The organism is Terrabacter koreensis (assembly GCF_054783315.1).
In genome coordinates this window covers 49,021-66,210 of sequence record NZ_BAAGQU010000002.1, presented here as the reverse complement: position 1 = coordinate 66,210, position 17,190 = coordinate 49,021, and the positions used below count along the sequence as shown (strand labels likewise).

Here is a 17,190-nt window from a genome sequence, read left to right as displayed (position 1 = left end):
CGGCGACTAAGAGAGTCTAGTGGAAGCGGTCAGGTGCTCTGGACCGCCCGGTGCACGCCGAGGAGCACCTCTGCGTCTCGCTCCCAGGACAGGGCGTCCTTGGCAGCCAGCACGGCGGCGCGATACCGCGGATACGACCCGACGAGCTCGGTCACGGCGTCCTGCAGCGCACCTGTGTCCCCGGGACGGTAGAGGGTCCCGAGCCCGTGCCGCCTCACCATTGCACCCAGCTCGCCCACGTCGGTGGCCACGACGGGCACGCCGAGGGAGACAGCGTGGAAGAGCTTGTTGGGCAGCGCCAGCCGATGGTTGGCCCAACGGTCGGAGTGCGTTACCAAGGCGACACCCGCGCAGCTGAGGCGTTCGTCGACGGCCTTCAGCGGTTCGCTCGGCAGCACATCGGCGGTCCCGGGATCGAAGCCCGAGAGCCAGGACTCGTCGGCGGGTCCGACGAGCGTCACGGGAAGCGGTAGCTCGCGACTCGCTCTCGCGACCACCTCGAGCTCGCGGTAGGGAGCGAGCCGGCCGGCATACACCAGCGCCCTGGGGGTCCGGAGCGCTGCGGCCGCGTCAGGCGGCAGGACGTCATCCCGTGTGGGAAAGGTGTTGCGCACGACGAACACGGTGGGCCAGTCGGGGTGATCGGCGCGGAGCGCCTCTGCCACCCCGTCACCGACAGTCACCACCGCCGCCGCCGTGGCCCCGAGACGGCCCTCCTCCAGTCGCTCACGGCGCCGGAGGATGGGGGCGGGCCGTCCCTCGACGGGCCGTCCCACCCAGTACTCGTGGGTGTCGTAGACGAGGGGGATATTCCAGGACGCGGAGAGCCGTGATCCCACCGGCAGCGCCGTGTAGTCGTGGGCATGCACGACCACTGGCGTGCCGTGGCTGTCGACCCAGGCACGCGCGAGCGCCTCAGCCTCACGCTGCCAGAGGCCCAGGCGGCGGTTGACGTGCTGCGGGAGCAGAGCCCAGCGGACCGCACGCTCGAGGGCCGACGGCGTGCTGGTGCGGCCGGTGGACCTAGGCGAGAGACCGGCGGAGGCCACCGTGACGCCTGCGGGTGGCACGAAGTCCTCGGGAACGGCGCGACCGATGACGTGGACGCTGTGACCGGCCGAGACGAGCGCGCTCGCCTCCCGCAACACCCGTGTGTCGGTGGCGACCGGGGTCCACACGAGCATGAGGACGGCGCCCTCGCTGGCGCTCATCGAGCGATGCCGCGGGGACTCGTCAGGAACCCGATCCCCCACGACCAGTGCATGGTCCCGAGGACGAGGGGCGCCAAGGCGCGGGTGCGCAGGCTCTCGCCACGGGTAATCGCGACGCCCCCGACGAGGATCCCGACTCCGTATGCCGCGGGCACCAGCAGCGCGGTCGGCCAGGCGACGCCGACGGCTAGGGCCGCCGTCGTGACGGTGACCATCGCGGGCGCGGCGAGGTAACGGGGGTTGATGGTGCCCTCGTGGTGGCGGGCGACCACACGACGCCACCGGCCGTAGTGAAAGTACTGCGAGCCCAGCGCCCGGAAGCTGGAACGCGGGCGGTAGGTGACGCTGAGCTCGGGCGTGAACCACACCCGTCCGCCGGTTTCGCGGATGCGGTGGTTCATCTCCCAGTCCTGCGCCCGCGCGAAGTGTGCGTCGTAGCCGCCCACCCGCTCGAGGGCGCTCCGACGGAAGACGCCGAGGTAGACGGTTTCGGACTCTCCCGCCTCGCCGCCTACGTGGAAGCGGGAGCTACCCACGCCCAGAGGGCTCTTCATGGCGCACGCGACAGCACGCGTGAAGTCGTCGGTGCCCTGGGCGTCCATGACCCCACCCACGTTGTCGGCCCCGACCCGCACGAGCTCACGCACGGCGGTCGTGACGTAAGAGGCCGAGATCTCGGCGTGGCCGTCGACGCGGACCACGATCTCGCCGGTCGAGACGTCGATCGCCGCGTTGAGGGCATCGGGCGTGCGACCCGACGGGTTGTCGACGAGCCGTAGTCTGGGCTCGTCCCGGGTGAGAAGGGCTGCAACCTCGCTGGTGCGGTCGGTGGAGGGACCGAGGGCTAGCACGACCTCGAGATCCCCCTGGTAGTCCTGCGCGAGGATCATCCGCACCGCCTCGGCCAGGTGCCGCTCCTCGTTGAGCACGGGGACGATCACGCTTACGGACGGCCACTGCTCGTCGGGCGAGGAACTCTCCAGGCCTGGTTCGTTCATCAGGAAGGTCACGCCAGAGTCCACCCGGCGATGGCCCTGATGGCCCTGACCGCCGCCCGTCCGTCGCCGTACGGCGCCGCATCCGTGGGCTGGGGGCTCGAGCCCTCGACGGCTGCCGAAATGAGGGACGGGTCGGGGGCGAGGCGGTTCCAACCGAGCTCGACGGTCTCGGTCCACTCCGTCTCGGTGCGCACCGTGACGCACGGGACGCGAAGCAGGAACGCCTCCTTCTGGAGACCGCCACTGTCGGTGATGACACCGACGCTGGCCATTGCCGCGCGGATCAGCTGCGGGTAGGGCAGCGGGTCGGCGACGACGACCGAGCCCTGCTCGAGGTCCAGCCCCTGTGCCGCAGCACGGGAACGAAGGCGCGGGTGCGCGAGCAGCAGGGTCGGCACGTCGAGCTGGCCGATGGCCTTGATGATCGCCGCGATGCGCTCGGGGTCGTCGGTGTTCTCAGCGCGGTGGAGGGTCGCGACCCGGAACGGCCGGTCACGCAGCTCGACCGGCAGCTCGGCCGGACGGTCGGCCACGGACTCGCGCACCCGGTAGAGCACATCGGTCATGACGTCGCCGACGAGGACGCTCCGCTCGGCCAAACCCTCGTGCGCGAGGTGCCCCATCGCCGTCTGTGTGGGAGCCAGGCACAGGTCTGCGGCGTGGTCGGTCATGACCCGGTTGTGCTCCTCGGGCATGCGCCGGTTGAACGAGCGCAGGCCGGCCTCCAAGTGGGCCACTGGAACGTGCATCTTCACCGCGCTGAGGGCGCCGGCGACGGTCGAGTTGGTGTCGCCGTAAACGAGCACCCAGTCTGGACGGTGCTGCTCGAGCACCTCGTCCATCGCACCGAGCATGGCTCCCGTCTGGCGGCCGTGGGTGGCGGAGCCGACGGCCAGGTGCGCGTCCGGAGCCGGGATGCCGAGGTCCGTGAAGAAGACGTCGCTCATGTTGACGTCGTAGTGCTGTCCGGTGTGGACGATGACGTGCTCGTCGCCACGCCGGTCCAGCTCGGCTGCGATCGGGGCGAGCTTGACGAACTGCGGTCGGGCACCGACCACACTGAGAATCTTCACGAGTTGCCTCTCCGGTTCGGGATCGTGAAAGAGGGTACCGGGCCCGAACGTGTGCCGCGGCCGCCGTCAGCGCAAGAGCGAGCGGGCCATGACGATGCGCTGGACCTGGTTGGTGCCCTCGTAGATCTGCGTGATCTTGGCGTCGCGCATCATCCGCTCGAGGGGGAAGTCGCGCGTGTAGCCGGCGCCACCGAGCAGCTGAACCGCGTCGGTCGTGATCTTCATGGCGGCGTCGGACGCGTAGCACTTGGCTGCGGCGCCGAAGAACGACAGGTCCTTGTCGCCGCGCTCGGACTTCGCGGCCGCCACGTAGACCATCTGGCGCGCAGCCTCGAGCTCCATCGCCATGTCGGCGAGCATGAACTGGATGCCCTGGAAGTCAGCGATGTGCTTGCCGAACTGCTTGCGCTCCTTGACGTACGCAAGGGCGTGGTCGAGCGCGCCCTGGGCGATGCCGACGGCCTGCGCGCCGATGGTGACGCGGGTGTGGTCGAGGGTGCGGAGGGCGATCTTCAGGCCGTCGCCGACCTGGCCGACGATGCGGTCACCCGGGATGCGCACGTTGTCGAAGTGGAGCTCGCGGGTCGGGCTGCCCTTGATGCCGAGCTTGCGCTCCTTCTCGCCGAAGGTGAAGCCCTCGTCGGACTTCTCGACGACGAACGCCGAGACGTTGCCGCCTCGCGGGCCGTCGGGGTCGGTGACCGCGAGGACCGTGTAGTACTCGGAGACGCCGGCGTTCGTGATCCACGACTTCTGGCCGTTCAGCACCCAGTCGTCGCCGTCCTGTCTCGCGCGGCACTTCATCGAGGCGGTGTCGGAGCCGGCCTCGCGCTCGGACAGGCCGTAGGAGAAGGTCGTCTCGCCCTTGGCCAGCGGCGGCAGGTAGCGGGACTTCACGTCGTCGCTGCCGTCGAGGATGAGCGGCAGGGAGCCGAGCTTGTTGACGGCCGGGATGAGGGAAGCCGAGGCGTCGACACGGGCGACCTCCTCGATGACGATGCACGTCGCGAGGGCGTCGGCGCCCATGCCGTCGTAGGCCTCGGGCACGTGCGGAGCGAAGAAGTCGGACGCGACGAGGGCGTCGTGCGCCTCCTGCGGGTAGCGCGCCTCCTCGTCGACGGCGGCGGCGTACGGGGCGATCTTGTCCTCGGCGATCGCGCGGATGGCCTCCCGCAGGGCCTCGTGGTCCTCGCTGGTCCGGAACAGGTCGAAGTCGGCATTCGTGCTCACGGCGCGATCCTACTCGCCGGTTCGGATTAGTAGGACGTCCTAGTGATCGACGCCACGGACCACGACTGACGGTCCCGCCAGACACTCAGAAGGGGCGGTGGTTCGGGGCCGGGTGGAGGGCCCGTTCCGGGTGGTGGGCCCGCGCCTTCGCGCCAGTTCTTGGGGTAGGTGGTGTAGCAGGCCCCGGTCAGGGTGGTCCACTGCAAGCCGCCGTCAGGGGTCGGGGTGCTGGTCCAGACCTGGTGGGTCTTGAGGTTGTGGTGGCGGCGTTCCTTGGCGTAGAAGTTGCTCACTGACGTCTCACCGGACGGCCAGGGCGTCTCGTGGTCGAGGTCGCAGCGGGCGGCGGGGACGTGGCAGTCGGGTCCGCGGCAGGTGCCGTCGACGGCCCGGACGTGCTCGACCATCGCCGGCGTGGGCCGGTAGGCCTTCGTGGGGCGGGTGATCGCGTGGCCGTCGCGAACATTCACCGGGAGGGTCTGCCAGACCGAGCCGGGGCGGGTCATGATCTCGCGGGCGTGGGCGGCGGTGACCCAGCCGTGCCCGGGCAGCTCGCACGCGGCGTCGCTGTGGCCGGTGGCGACCTCGAACGGCACGACGAGCCACACCCGCGCCGCCGCGTCACCCGTGAACGGCGCCGGCACACCGGCCGGACCCGCGGCGCCCCCATCGGCGGCGGCCTCGCCCGTGGCCGTGGTCAGGGCGCCGCCGACCAGGCCGGCGTCGCACGGGGTGAGGGCGTTGCGCAGCAGGGCGTGGGTGGCCAGGTCGCAGCGCAGCTGGTCCAGCGTGCGCGGGTCGCCCGTGCCGCGCAGGCTCCGGGCGGTCGTGTTGAGCCGGTCCAGGATCGCCGCGACCGTTCCCGCGTCAGCCGTGATCGTCAGGCAGCCCATGCCGTCCTCGACCATCCGCCCGAACACGCCCCGCCGCGACCGCGCGTGCGCGCGCCGCTCGGCCGTGCCGCGGGTGTCGACCGAGGCGACCGCCCGCCGCAACCGGGCCGTGAACGTCCGCTGCCCCACCGGCCGCCCGTCCCGCGACGGGGCGAGCACCGCCTCCTGCACCGCCGCGACGTCCGCATCCGGCAGCTGGACCGTCTCGGACGCGACCTGCACCGCCCGGTAGAGCCACGTGCCGCCCTCACGCAGCGCAGCCAGCAGACGCCGGTGTCGCCGTGGGGCTGTCGCGAGCGTCAACCGGCGCCCGACCTCCCCGGCCCCGACGCCGGTCGCGAGCGCGATCTCCTCCGCGACGACCCGCACCGGCGAGACCAGCGCCGCGGCCCGCCGCGAGGACCCCGCCGGCAAGGCTTGGATCTGCTGCTCCGCGATCGTGTGCAACGCCCCGTATGCAGCCATCAGGTCCGCCTCCACGCGCGCCTTCACGGCCTCAAGCGCCTCGACCCGCGCCATCACCCGCTCACTCGCCCGCAGCAGCGTCTCGGTCACCTCGACCGACCGGGCCCGCTCGTCGACCAGCACCCGCCCGCACCGGTGACCCGAGGCCGCCGGCTCGTACTCGACGTCACGAAGCCAGGACCAGAGGGACCGCGGTGCTGCGACGTACGGCATACGGCCACCTCCCCTGTCTGCTCGTTACCCTACCTCGAGTAGAACAAATGTTCGACCACATGGCAAGGGGTTCGACACATCTGTGGACAACGAGTTCGACTGCGCCACAGTGCGACTCGCGCCACGCGCACCGCGCTGCTTCGGTGTGCGCGAGAAGGTGCGTCCACGATGAGGACACGCGCTCCCACCTGCCGGACGCGCGTACGTACACTCGCGAGTAGGTCATGAGTGCCAGCGCCAAGCCCCGGCTCGCTGGCCGGCAACCCTCCCACCGCGGCGGGGTGCCCCGGGTGAGGACCTGGCCCGTTGACGCCATCCGGCGCTCGGGCAAGCGCGGAGAGCTCCTCTCCCGCACCGACCCGTCGGTGCGCCGGCCCGATCACCCGTCACGGGCCCGGTCATCGACACGACTGAGGAAGAGCACACGAGAGATGACCGAGCCCAACTGGTCCTTCGAGACCAAGCAGATCCACGCCGGCCAGAGCGCCGACAGTGCCACCGGGGCGCGCGCCCTGCCGATCTACCAGACCACGAGCTACGTCTTCAACGACACGGACCACGCGGCGAACCTGTTCGGGCTCAGGGAGTTCGGCAACATCTACACCCGCATCATGAACCCGACGACCGACGTCGTGGAACAGCGCATCGCCGCTCTCGAGGGCGGCGTGGGCGCGCTCCTCGTCGCGTCGGGCCAGTCGGCCACCACCTTGGCCCTGCTCAACATCGCCGAGGCCGGTGACCACATCGTCGCGTCGCCGAGCCTCTACGGGGGCACGGTGAACCTGCTGAAGTTCACCCTGCCCAAGCTCGGCGTCCAGGTGAGCTTCGTCGAGGACCCGACGTCGATCGACTCCTGGCGCGCGGCCGTGCGGCCCAACACCAAGGCGTTCTTCGGCGAGACGATCGCCAACCCCAAGGCCGAGGTGCTCGACATCGAGGCCGTGGCCGGTCTCGCCCACGAGGTCGGCGTGCCGCTCGTCGTCGACAACACCATCGCGACCCCGTACGTCATCCGCCCGATCGAGTGGGGCGCCGACGTCGTCGTGCACTCCGCGACCAAGTACCTCGGCGGCCACGGCACGTCCATCGCGGGCGTCATCGTCGACGCGGGCCGGTTCGACTACGCCAAGGACGCCGAGAAGTTCCCCAACTACAACACGCCCGAGGAGAGCTACCACGGCCTCGTCTTCGCGCGTGACCTCGGCGTCGGCAGCCCGCTCGGCGCCAACCTCGCCTACATCCTCAAGGCCCGCGTGCAGCTGCTGCGCGACCTCGGCCCGTCCGCGGCGCCGTTCAACGCGTTCCTCATCGCGCAGGGACTCGAGACGCTGTCGTTGCGCATCGAGCGTCACCTGGAGAACGCGGCCAAGGTCGCGGCCTACCTCCAGGGCCACGACCAGGTCGAGCGCGTCGTGTGGGCGTCCTTGCCCGACAACCCTTCTCACGCGAACGCGCAGAAGTACGCGCCCCGCGGGGCAGGTGCCGTGCTCTCCTTCGAGATCGCCGGCGGACTCGAGGCGGGCAAGAAGTTCGTGGAGGCGCTGACGCTGCACAGCCACGTCGCGAACATCGGCGACGTGCGCTCCCTCGTCATCCACCCGGCGTCGACGACCCACTCGCAGGGTCCGGAGGAGGACCGTCGGGCCGCGGGCGTGACTCCCGGCCTCGTGCGCCTCTCGGTCGGCATCGAGAACATCGACGACATCGTCGCCGACCTCGAGCAGGGCTTCACCGCCGCGAAGGCCTGACACCCGGAACACCGGGGTGTGGCGGATCGGCACGGCTGGCACCATGTCGGCCATGCCGATCCGCTACCCCGCCCCGCTCCGTCCCGGCGACCGCATCGGCGTCACGTCGCCGAGCTCGGGTGTCGGCGACGCCCTCTGGGGGCGGTTCACGTATGCCGTCGGGTGCCTTCGCGACCGCGGCTTCGACGTCGTCGTGGGCGAGCTCAACCACGCGCCCTCCCACGTGAGCGGGCCCCGCGAGGCGCGCGCGGCCGAGCTCATGTCGATGCTGCTCGACCCGACGATCAGGGCCGTCGTGCCACCCTGGGGCGGGGAGACGGGCATGGACCTGCTCGACCTGCTCGACCTCGACGCGGTCGCGGCCGCCGAACCGACGTGGTGCGTCGGCTTCTCCGACACGTCGACCTGGCTCACACCACTCACCCTGGCCACGGGCATCGCGACGATCCACGGCCAGAACCTCATGGACACCCCGTACCGGCTGCCCGACGGCATCCTCCACTGGGTCGACGTCGCCTCAGCCATCCCCGGCACGGAGCTCGAGCAGCACTCCCCCGGCCGCTTCCGCTCGACCGGCTGGGACGACTACGCGGCCGACCCGAGCGTCTCGGCGATGACCCTCGAGGGACGCGGCACGTGGACTCGCATCGACCCGGGCCACGAGGGCGAGGCCGCGATGCTGGCCGGCCGTGTCGTCGGCGGCTGCGTCGAGACGATCGGGTTCCTCGCAGGCGGCCGCTACGGCGACGCGAACTCCTTCGCGGCAAGGCACGCCCCGGAGGGTCTCGTCGTCGTGCTCGACATCTGCGAGTGGGGCTCCTACGACATCTGCCGCACGCTGCACGCGATGCGCCTGCACGGCTTCTTCGACGCGGCCAGCGGCGTGCTGGTGTCGCGCACGAACGCTCCGGGTCGCGACGGCTTCACCCAGCACGACGCCGTCCGCGACGCCCTGGGCCTGCTCGGCGTGCCGATCCTGGCCGACGTGGAGTGCGGGCACGTCGCGCCCTACCTCGCGCTGGTCCAGTGCGCCTCGACGACCGTCGTGCACGACCCCGTCGCGGGCACGCACACCATCACGCAGCGCCTCGACTGACGCCGGGTCGCGACTGACACGACCCTCAGCCGACCACCTCGTCGACGAAGCACCACCGCCACGACTCCCCCGGCTCGAGCGAGCGCATGACCGGGTGAGAGCTCTCGTGGAAGTGGGCGGACGCGTGCTTGAACTCCGAGGAGTCGCAGCAGCCGACGTGCCCACACGCCAGGCACAGGCGCAGGTGCACCCACGTCGTGCCGTCGCGGAGGCACTCCTCACACCCTTCCGGGGTGCGGGGCTCGGAGCAGGCGTCGCTCTCCTGGAGATGCTCACACGGAGCCTCGATGGTGTCCACGGGCAACATCTCACTTTCTGCCAGTCGGTTCTCCTGGTCCTCGAGGCGGTCGAGCATCGTCTCCTCGAGGTCGAGGGCGCCGAGCACCGTGCGCAGCACGACGTCGTCGGCACGCCCCTCGTCACGCAGTCGCAGCACCTCGCTGCGCTCCGCGTCGAGCATCTTCAGCCGCGCCCTGCGGTACTGCGTGCTCGGCGGCTCGACCCCGTCGAGGCCGCGCGGCCCGAGCCGCTCCCACAGCTGGTTGACCCGCACGGACGCACGGTCGCGCAGCATCTCCTTCGTCGACTCGTCGACGTCGGACATCCCGTCGAGCAGCTCGAGCCCCGACCGGGTGGCCGCCTGCAGCACCGTCGCGGCCTGCAGCGCGTCCTCACGCGGGTCGGGCCCGCGCACCCCGAGGCGCCGGGCGACCCACGGCAACGTGGTGCCCTGGATGAGGAGCGTGCCGATGGTGACGACGACGGCGATCAGCACGAGCACGTCACGGTGTTGGGTCTCGAGGGGCAGCAGCAGCGCGGCGGCGAGCGTCACGACGCCCCTCATGCCCGCCCACGACAGCACCCCCGAGTGCGACCAAGGCGCCTCGGCCTCGACGCGCAGGACGTGGGTGCGCACGTAGCGGAACGGGAAGACCCACAGTGGCCGGAGCAGGAGCACCGCCACCAGGGTGCCGACCGCCGCGAAGGCGATCCGGCCGGCGGAGAGGTCGGAGCTGCGGACGTCCTGGAGCACGTAGAACACCTGCAACCCGATGAGCAGGAAGACCGCGTTCTCGAGCAGGAACTGGATCGACCCCCAGTTGATCCTCTCGCTGAGGCGCGAGGCGCCCGACTGGGTCGTCGGCGACTTGTGGCCGAGGATCAGGCCCGCCGTGACGACGGCGATGACGCCCGAGGCGTGCACCTCCTCGGCGGGCACGTAGGCGGCGAAGGGCGCCATGAACGACAGCACGGTGTCGAAGGCCGGTTCGGTCGAGAACCGCTTGCGCAGCACCACGATCACCAGCGAGACGACGAAGCCGATGGCTGCACCGCCGAGCGAGGCCCAGAGGAAGTCGAGCACGACTCGGCCGAAGGTCACGTCGGAGGCGACCGTGCCTGACGCCAGACCGGCCGCGGCGAGAGCGGTGCGCAGCGACACGAGCGCGGTGGCGTCGTTGACGAGCGACTCGCCCTCGAGGATCGACACGAGGCGGCGCGGCAGCCCGATCCGGCGACCGACCGCCGTTGCCGCCACGGCGTCGGGCGGAGCGACGACCGCACCGATCGCGAAGGCGACGCCGAACTGCACGTCGAGCACCAGGCTGAGGAAGACCGCGACCCCGAGGGCCGTGAAGAGCACGAGCCCCACGGAGAGCCCGAGGATGACGGCCCGGTTGTTGCGGAAGTCGACGAGCGAGGTCTGGATCGCGGCGGCATACAGCAGCGGGGGCAGGATGCCGAGCAGCACGACATCGGGGCTGAGCGCGACCTCGGGCACGAACGGCAGGTAGGACCCGGCGATGCCGAGGACGATGAGCACGAGCGGTGCCGGCAGCTCGAAGCGGTCGGCGAGCCACGCGCCGCCGAGGACGGTGGCCGCGATGGCGAGCAGCCCGATGGCGATCTCCACGACGACATCCTGCCGTACGCGGCTCTCGTGCTGTCGCTCCCTTTCGCGTCAGGCGAAGAAGGAGCGCACGGCCTCGATGACGCGGTCCTGGTCGGTCTCGGTCAGCTCGGTCGCGCACGGCAGCGACAGGCCGCGCCCGAAGAGCCCGTCGCCGACGGCCCCGCCGAGCACCGGCGCGGTGAGGAACGGCGGCTGGGCGTGCAGCGGCCGCCACAGGGCGCGCGCGCCGACGCCGCGGGCGTGAAGGTGCTCGAGGAAGTCGTCACGGCCGCGGCCGTCGCCCTCGGGCACGAGCACCGAGTACAGCCAGTAGGTGGCGTCCAGGCCCTCGACGCGCGGCGGCAGCACGAGCGGCAGGTCGGCGAACGCCGCGTCGTAGCGGGCCGCGATGCGGTGCTTGGCCGCGACGAACTCGTCGAGCCGCTCGAGCTGCGCGAGGCCGAGGCCGGCGGCGAGGTTGGTGAGGCGGTAGTTGTAGCCGACCTCGTCGTGGAGGTAGCCGACGTCGGGCACCTTCGCCTGCGTCGTCAGGTGCCGGGCCCGGGCGGCGAGGTCGTCGTCGTCGGTGACGATCATGCCGCCCCCGCCGGTGGTCGCGATCTTGTTGCCGTTGAAGGAGAAGCAGCCGATGCGCCCGACCGTTCCGGTGTGCCTGCCGGCGTAGCGCCCGCCCGACCAGGTGGCCCCGAGCGACTCGGCGGCGTCCTCGAGCACGGGTATGCCGTGCCGGTCGCAGGCGTCCATGAGCGGTTCCATGTCGGCGGGCTGACCGAGCACGTGGACGATCTCGACGACCTTTGGCTGGGCCTCGCCCGCAGCGGCGCGTCGGTCGAGCTCCGCGGCGAGCAGCGCCGGATCGAGGTTCCACGTCGTGGTCTCGGAGTCGACGAGGACGGGCCGGGCGCCGCAGTACGCGATGGGGTTGACCGAGCCGACGAAGGTGAAGTCGGAGCAGACGACGTCGTCGCCCTGCTCGACCCCGAGGAGCAGGAGCCCGACGTGGATCGCCGCGGTGCCGGTCGAGCACGCGATGGCGTGCTTCGACCCGACCCGAGCGGCGAAGCGCCGCTCGAACTCCGAGACGAACGGCCCGACCGACGAGACGAAGCCGGACTCGACGGCCTCGAGGACGTAGCGCCGCTCGAGCTCGCCGATGTTGGGCACCGCGAGCGGGATGGTCCCCTCGGGCCCTCGAGCGCCGGGAGCGTGCGCCTCCCCTGCGGGAGCGCTGCCCGTGCCGCTCACCGGTGGTACCGCCCGGCCGTCTCGGGGTCGACGCGCGGACGCAGCCACTCGGCGGTCGCGGCGAGGCCCTCCTCCAGCGACACGGTCGGCGCCCACCCGAGCACCTCGTTGGCGCGGGAGGGGTCGGACAACAGGATCTGCACCTCCGAGCCCTCGGGCCGGATGCGGGCGCTCTCGGTGACGATCTCGGCGTCGCTGCCGGTCACCTTGCGGCACAGCTCGACCACCTCGCCGACCGAGACCGTGCGGCCGGTGCCGAGCTGGATCGTCGTGCCGGGCGCGACGTCGGCCAGCGCGGCGCGCACGAACCCGTCGGCGGTGTCGGTGACGAAGGTGAAGTCGCGCTTCGGGCTCAGGTCACCCAGGCGCAGCTCGGACGCCCCGGCGAGCAGCTGCGCGAGCACCGTCGGGATGACGGCGCGCGTCGACTGCCGCGGCCCGAACGTGTTGAACGGCCGCAGCGTCGTCACCGGCGTCTCGAACGACAGGGCGTACGACTCGCACATCTTGTCGGCCGAGATCTTCGTCGCCGAGTAGGGCGACTGCCCCCGCAGCGGGTGCGCCTCGGTGATCGGCACCTCCTCGGGCGTGCCGTACACCTCCGACGTCGAGGTGTTGACCATCCGCGGCGTGCCGTGACGGCGCACCGCCTCGAGCACGTTGAGGGTGCCGATGACGTTCGTCTCGACGTACGAGCGGGGAGCCACGTAGGAGAACGGGATCGCGATGAGCGCGGCGAGATGCAGCACGACGTCGACACCCTCGGTGCTCGCCATCACGTGCTCGGGGTCACGGATGTCGCCCAGCACGACCTCGGCCTGCCCGTCGCGCACGGCCCGCTTGAACGTGTCGGACTCCTCGAGCCAGCCCGTCGAGCCGTTCGAGTTGTAGAGGCAGAACGCCTTGACCCGCGCCCCGTCGGCCACCAGCCGCTCGACGACGTGCGACCCGATGAACCCGTCCGAGCCCGTCACCAGGACGGTGCGGCCCGCCAACGACCCCTCCACCGGGCGCGCCGTCAGCTCGATCTGGGGGACGTCGCCCGCGTGCTCGGGTCGGGACTCGTTGCCGGAAAGTGTTGTCACAGCTGCCTTCTCGTCGTCTCTCATGCCTCGCCCTTGGCGCGGGCGAGGTCCTTCGGAGTCCCCACATCGATCCACTCGGACTGGATCGGCCACGCCGTGACCCGCTCGTCGCGCTCGAGGCACGTCTCGACCAGGCCCGGCATCGTGCTCGGCCGGCCGACAGGCAGCCATGCGAGCGCCCGCGGCTCGACGGCATACACGGCCGCGTTGATGTCGAAGCTCAGCGTCGGCTTCTCCGAGACCCCCGTGACCCGGCCACCGTTGCTCTCCACGACCCCGAACGGCACCTCGTGCTGGTAGGTGCGCGTCGCCATCGTCACCGTCGCCCCCGACCGCCGGTGCGCATCCAGCAGCGCCGCCGCGTCGAACTCGACCATCAGGTCACCGTTCATCACCAGCACCGGGTCGTCCAGATCGGGCCGCTGCTCCCGCAGCAGCGTCAGCGAGCCCGCCGTGCCCAACGGCCGCTCCGGGTCCTCACGCAGGTAGCGCACCGCCACCCCCAGCCGCGAACCGTCACCGAGGTGCTCCTCGATCTGCTCCGCCAGGTAGTTCACGCTGACGTACACCTCACGGATGCCGTCGCCCACCAGTCCCAGCACGATCCACTCGAGGATCGAGCGCCCGGCCACCGTCATCAACGGCTTGGGCGTGTCCCTCGTCAGCTCGCCCAACCGCGTGCCACGCCCACCCGCCATGACCACGGCGACGTTCGGCAACGGCGCCGAACCCACCACGTCCGACAGCGTGTGCAGGTTGACCAGCGTGCCGTTCTCGTCGACCTCCGGCACCGCCGAGATCCGCAGCGCCTGCATCAGGTCCAGCACCAACGCCCGCGGCGAACCCGCCGCCACCACGTGCGGCGAACGCGTGGCATGGTCCAGCGCCGGCGCATCCAGCCCCTCGCCCTTGAGCACAGCGCGCCGCAGGTCGCCGTCGGTCAGCAGCCCCGCCAGGCGCATGTCGTCGTCGACGAGCAGGCACACCAACGTCGCACTGCGGTCGACCACCTCCAACGCGTCACGCACCGTCGCCGTCGTCGGCGCGCACGCCGCGCGCAGGTCTCGCGCCGTCACCCCGCCCCCTCCTCTGCGTCGCTCGCACGGTCCGGCAGGTCCGGCACGTCTGCAACGTCTGCCACGTCTGCCACGTCGACGAAGCGCTTGACGCGGCTCGTCCGTGCCGCTGCCCGAACGATATCGAGGATGCGGGCGCTCGCCCCACCCGTGCCGTAGGGGTTGGCGACGGCGTCCGCACGTCGACGTCCCTCGGGCCCGAGGGACGTGCGGAGAGCGGCCTCGACCGCCGCGCGCCCCTCGTCGGCGTGCACGACGTTGTCGCCGCGCAGCCGCCCGCGCTGCCGTTCGCCGATGTCGACGGCCGGCACGTGCACGGTGGCTGCCTCGATGACCCCCGAGCTCGAGTTGCCGACGACCACGTCGCTGGCCGCGAGCACGCGGGGGTAGTCACGCCCGAGTGCCGGGACGAGGTGCAACCGGGGCTCGTCCGCGGCCAGCGCGGTCAGGACCGCCAGCACCTCGTCGCGCCCCTCGTCCATGCCGGGGTGGGTCGCGACCACGGTGCCGCACACGGCGAGGGCCGCCTCGGCGGCCTCACGCGCCCACTCGCCGACCGGGGCGTCGGCCTGGGCGGTGGGTGGATGGTAGGTGAACAGTCCGAGCGGCCGCTCGACCGACGCCACGCCGAGCATCGTCGCCAGCTCGTCGTCGGACACCGGGGCGGCTCCCGCCAGACGGTCGAGCCCGGGTGCGCCGGTCACGTGGACGCGTTCGGACGGTTCGCCGAGCTGGCGCACCCGCGCGGCAGCATCCTCGGACGCGACGCAGTGCTGGTCGGCGAGCTTCGTCACCGCGTGGCGCACCCGCTCGTCGACAGCGCCCTCGGTGACCTCACCGCCGTGCAGGTGCACGATCGGCACACCGAGCAGGAAGGCCGGCGGCACGACGTAGAGCAGCTCCCACCGGTCGCCGAGCACGACGAGCACGTTGACGTGGTGCTCGCGCAGCGCCTGTCCGGTGGCACGGGCGATCTGCGCCCCCTGCTCGAGCTGGGCGGCGACCGTGACCTCCCCCATCGGTGCGGCGAGCGGGACGACGGCCCCCCGCCACTCGTCGGCGGAGCCGGTCGCCGGCAGGGCCGCGACGAGGTCGTCCACGGCGTACATGACCCCCGTCAGCACGCGCAGGGTCACGTCGTCGGCGGCCTGCAGCACCTCGAGCACCGGCGAGAGCGGGCCGAGGTCGGCGCGGGTGCCGACGAAGACGGCGACGGTCAGGGCCATCGGCTCAGGCCAGGTCGGCGTCGGTCACGGGGGCACCGGCGTCGACCGCGCGGGCGAGCACCCGCCCCCGGATGTCGACGGCCGGGCTGACCCCGCCCTCGGGGCGCAGCAGCTGGAGGTCGTCGCCGGTGAGCTCGGTGCCGGCCGCGAGCGCGCGTGCGGCGTGCCACGAGCGACGGACGAGGACCGCGTTCTCCTCCTCGGACGGCATACGCACCTTGACCCCGTCGCCGAGGGCGCGGGCGAGCTGCTTCGTGGCGGAGACGTACTCGGTCAGGGCGTCAGGCTCGAGGCTGGCCAGGTGGTCGGGGCCGGGGAGGGTGCAGTCGCCCGTGAAGTGCTTCTCGAGGATGGGCGCGCCGAGCGCCACGGCTCCCAGCGCCGTCGTGAGGCCGGGCGTGTGGTCCGACCACCCGACCGGTATGCCGTGCAGCTGGGTGAGCCGCGGGATGACCCGCAGGTTGCACTCCTCCACGGGCGCCGGGTAGGCCGAGACGCAGTGGAAGAGCACGAGCCCGGGGGCCTCGGCGCACGCCTCGACGGCGGCCTCGACCTCCTCCTCGGTGCCCATGCCGGTCGAGACGAGCAGCACGACGCCGAGGCGCGCCATCTCGCGCAGGTAGGGAAGGTTCGTCAGCTCGCCAGAGCTCACCTTGAGCGCCGGCAGGCCGAGGTCGACGAGCATCTCGGCGCTGTCGAGGTCGAACGGGGTCGACAGGAACGTCGTGCCCGCCTCGGTCGCGTGGTCGCGCAGCTCGACCCACGCCTCCTTGGGCAGCGTCAGCGCCTCGAGGAGGCTGCGCTGGTCGGAGCTGCCGCCCCGGTCGCGCTGGTAGGGCGTCGTCGCCGCCGCCGACGAGACGAGCTTGTCGGGCGAGAACGTCTGGAACTTCACGGCATCGGCCCCCGAGGCGGCCGCGATGTCGACGAGCCGGTGGGCCAGCTCGATGTCACCGTTGTGGTTGACGCCCGCCTCGGCGATGACGTAGACGTCGTCGGGAGCGGGCACCGAGGCGGCACCGATGCTGACGGGGTGGACGGCGTTCAGGGGGTCGATCACGAGGTGCCTCCGGTTCGGGAGGCACGGCCGACGCCTCGGGTGACGGCGGGGACGCCGATGACGGTCTGACCGTCGGCCACGTGTCCGGTGACGACGGCTCCGGCGCCGATGGTCGCACCGGCACCGACCGTGACGCGGGGCAGCACGCGCGCCCCGCTGCCGACGAGGACGCCGCCACCGACGGACGCCCCACCGAGCAGGACCGCACCGGGCGCGACGTGGCTGCCGGCCCCGACGCGGCAGTCGTGCTCGACGATGGCTCCGGTGTTGACGATCACGGCTTCGCCGACGCGCGAGGCGGGCCCGACGTGGGCGTGCTCGAGCACGACGGTGCCGGCTCCGAGCACGCTGCGCGGCGACACGGTCGCGGTCGACGCCACGACAGGTGGCACCTCGAGCTCGCGGTCGAGCAGCTCGCGCACGAGGGCGCTGCGGGCGTGGCCGGCGCCGATCGCGACGACGGCGCGCAGGCGGCGCGTGCCGATCAGCTCGAAGGCCTCGCGGTCGTCGCCCAGCACGTCGACGTGCCAGGGCTCACCGCCGGTCTCGGCGCCGCTCACCGCGACGACGGTGTGTCCGGCGCGCTCGAGCACGTCGACGACGGAGCGCGCGTGGCCCCCCGCGCCGAGCACCACCCAGCCGGACGAGTCGCCTGTCAT

The 17,190-nt window shown here is 71.9% G+C and carries 14 protein-coding genes and 1 riboswitch; of the genes, 2 read left to right on the top strand and 12 right to left on the bottom strand.

From position 1 onward, the window contains the following. Nucleotides 1-29: 29 nt before the first annotated feature. From ACYVNR_RS00665 to ACYVNR_RS00645, 5 genes are all read right to left on the bottom strand, one after another. On the bottom strand, nt 30-1,211 hold the full coding sequence (locus ACYVNR_RS00665; RefSeq protein ID WP_461045834.1) for a glycosyltransferase: 1,182 nt from the start codon (nt 1,209-1,211) through the stop codon (nt 30-32). Further along, nucleotides 1,208-2,221, bottom strand: coding sequence for a glycosyltransferase family 2 protein (locus tag ACYVNR_RS00660; protein ID WP_461045832.1), 1,014 nt, complete (start codon nt 2,219-2,221; stop codon nt 1,208-1,210). Before ACYVNR_RS00660 ends, ACYVNR_RS00665 begins: the two co-directional genes overlap by 4 nt. Then, nucleotides 2,218-3,282: a non-hydrolyzing UDP-N-acetylglucosamine 2-epimerase gene (wecB, locus tag ACYVNR_RS00655; protein ID WP_461045830.1), complete on the bottom strand. Its 1,065-nt coding sequence runs from the start codon at nt 3,280-3,282 to the stop codon at nt 2,218-2,220. Before wecB ends, ACYVNR_RS00660 begins: the two co-directional genes overlap by 4 nt. A 66-nt stretch (nt 3,283-3,348) precedes the next feature. Continuing rightward, nucleotides 3,349-4,512: an acyl-CoA dehydrogenase family protein gene (locus tag ACYVNR_RS00650; protein ID WP_461045828.1), complete on the bottom strand. Its 1,164-nt coding sequence runs from the start codon at nt 4,510-4,512 to the stop codon at nt 3,349-3,351. Between the two features lie 26 nt (nt 4,513-4,538). Next, nucleotides 4,539-6,083 carry a 13E12 repeat family protein gene (locus ACYVNR_RS00645; protein WP_461045826.1) on the bottom strand — a complete coding sequence of 515 codons (1,545 nt, stop codon included), beginning with the start codon at nt 6,081-6,083 and terminating at the stop codon, nt 4,539-4,541. 220 nt (nt 6,084-6,303) lie between these two features. Further along, nucleotides 6,304-6,423: riboswitch (SAM riboswitch) on the top strand. A 91-nt stretch (nt 6,424-6,514) separates the two neighbouring features. Between ACYVNR_RS00645 and ACYVNR_RS00640 the strand changes: the two genes are divergently transcribed. Beyond that, nucleotides 6,515-7,831 (top strand): bifunctional o-acetylhomoserine/o-acetylserine sulfhydrylase, encoded by a 1,317-nt coding sequence (locus ACYVNR_RS00640; protein WP_461045824.1) that lies wholly within the window; start codon nt 6,515-6,517, stop codon nt 7,829-7,831. A 52-nt stretch (nt 7,832-7,883) separates the two neighbouring features. Then, nucleotides 7,884-8,927 carry an LD-carboxypeptidase gene (locus tag ACYVNR_RS00635; RefSeq protein WP_461045822.1) on the top strand — a complete coding sequence of 348 codons (1,044 nt, stop codon included), beginning with the start codon at nt 7,884-7,886 and terminating at the stop codon, nt 8,925-8,927. A gap of 25 nt (nt 8,928-8,952) precedes the next feature. Here the strand turns inward: ACYVNR_RS00635 and ACYVNR_RS00630 are convergent, their stop codons facing one another. The 7 genes from ACYVNR_RS00630 to ACYVNR_RS00600 are packed head-to-tail and all read right to left on the bottom strand — an operon-like array spanning nt 8,953 to nt 17,190. Further along, the gene (locus ACYVNR_RS00630) at nt 8,953-10,839 is read right to left on the bottom strand and encodes a Na+/H+ antiporter (RefSeq protein ID WP_461045820.1); all 1,887 of its coding nucleotides are present in this window, start codon (nt 10,837-10,839) and stop codon (nt 8,953-8,955) included. A 48-nt stretch (nt 10,840-10,887) separates the two neighbouring features. Further along, nucleotides 10,888-12,084 (bottom strand): aminotransferase class I/II-fold pyridoxal phosphate-dependent enzyme, encoded by a 1,197-nt coding sequence (locus ACYVNR_RS00625; RefSeq protein ID WP_461045818.1) that lies wholly within the window; start codon nt 12,082-12,084, stop codon nt 10,888-10,890. Then, nucleotides 12,081-13,169: an SDR family NAD(P)-dependent oxidoreductase gene (locus tag ACYVNR_RS00620; protein ID WP_461045816.1), complete on the bottom strand. Its 1,089-nt coding sequence runs from the start codon at nt 13,167-13,169 to the stop codon at nt 12,081-12,083. The genes ACYVNR_RS00625 and ACYVNR_RS00620 overlap by 4 nt, the downstream gene beginning before the upstream one ends. 20 nt (nt 13,170-13,189) lie before the next feature. Then, nucleotides 13,190-14,245, bottom strand: coding sequence for a nucleotidyltransferase family protein (locus tag ACYVNR_RS00615; RefSeq protein ID WP_461045814.1), 1,056 nt, complete (start codon nt 14,243-14,245; stop codon nt 13,190-13,192). Continuing rightward, complete coding sequence (neuC, locus tag ACYVNR_RS00610) at nt 14,242-15,471, bottom strand: UDP-N-acetylglucosamine 2-epimerase (RefSeq protein WP_461045812.1); 1,230 nt, start codon at nt 15,469-15,471, stop codon at nt 14,242-14,244. The genes ACYVNR_RS00615 and neuC overlap by 4 nt, the downstream gene beginning before the upstream one ends. Nucleotides 15,472-15,475: 4 nt before the next feature. Further along, on the bottom strand, nt 15,476-16,531 hold the full coding sequence (locus ACYVNR_RS00605) for an N-acetylneuraminate synthase family protein (protein ID WP_461045810.1): 1,056 nt from the start codon (nt 16,529-16,531) through the stop codon (nt 15,476-15,478). Then, nucleotides 16,528-17,190 (bottom strand): NeuD/PglB/VioB family sugar acetyltransferase, encoded by a 663-nt coding sequence (locus ACYVNR_RS00600; RefSeq protein ID WP_045192815.1) that lies wholly within the window; start codon nt 17,188-17,190, stop codon nt 16,528-16,530. Before ACYVNR_RS00600 ends, ACYVNR_RS00605 begins: the two co-directional genes overlap by 4 nt.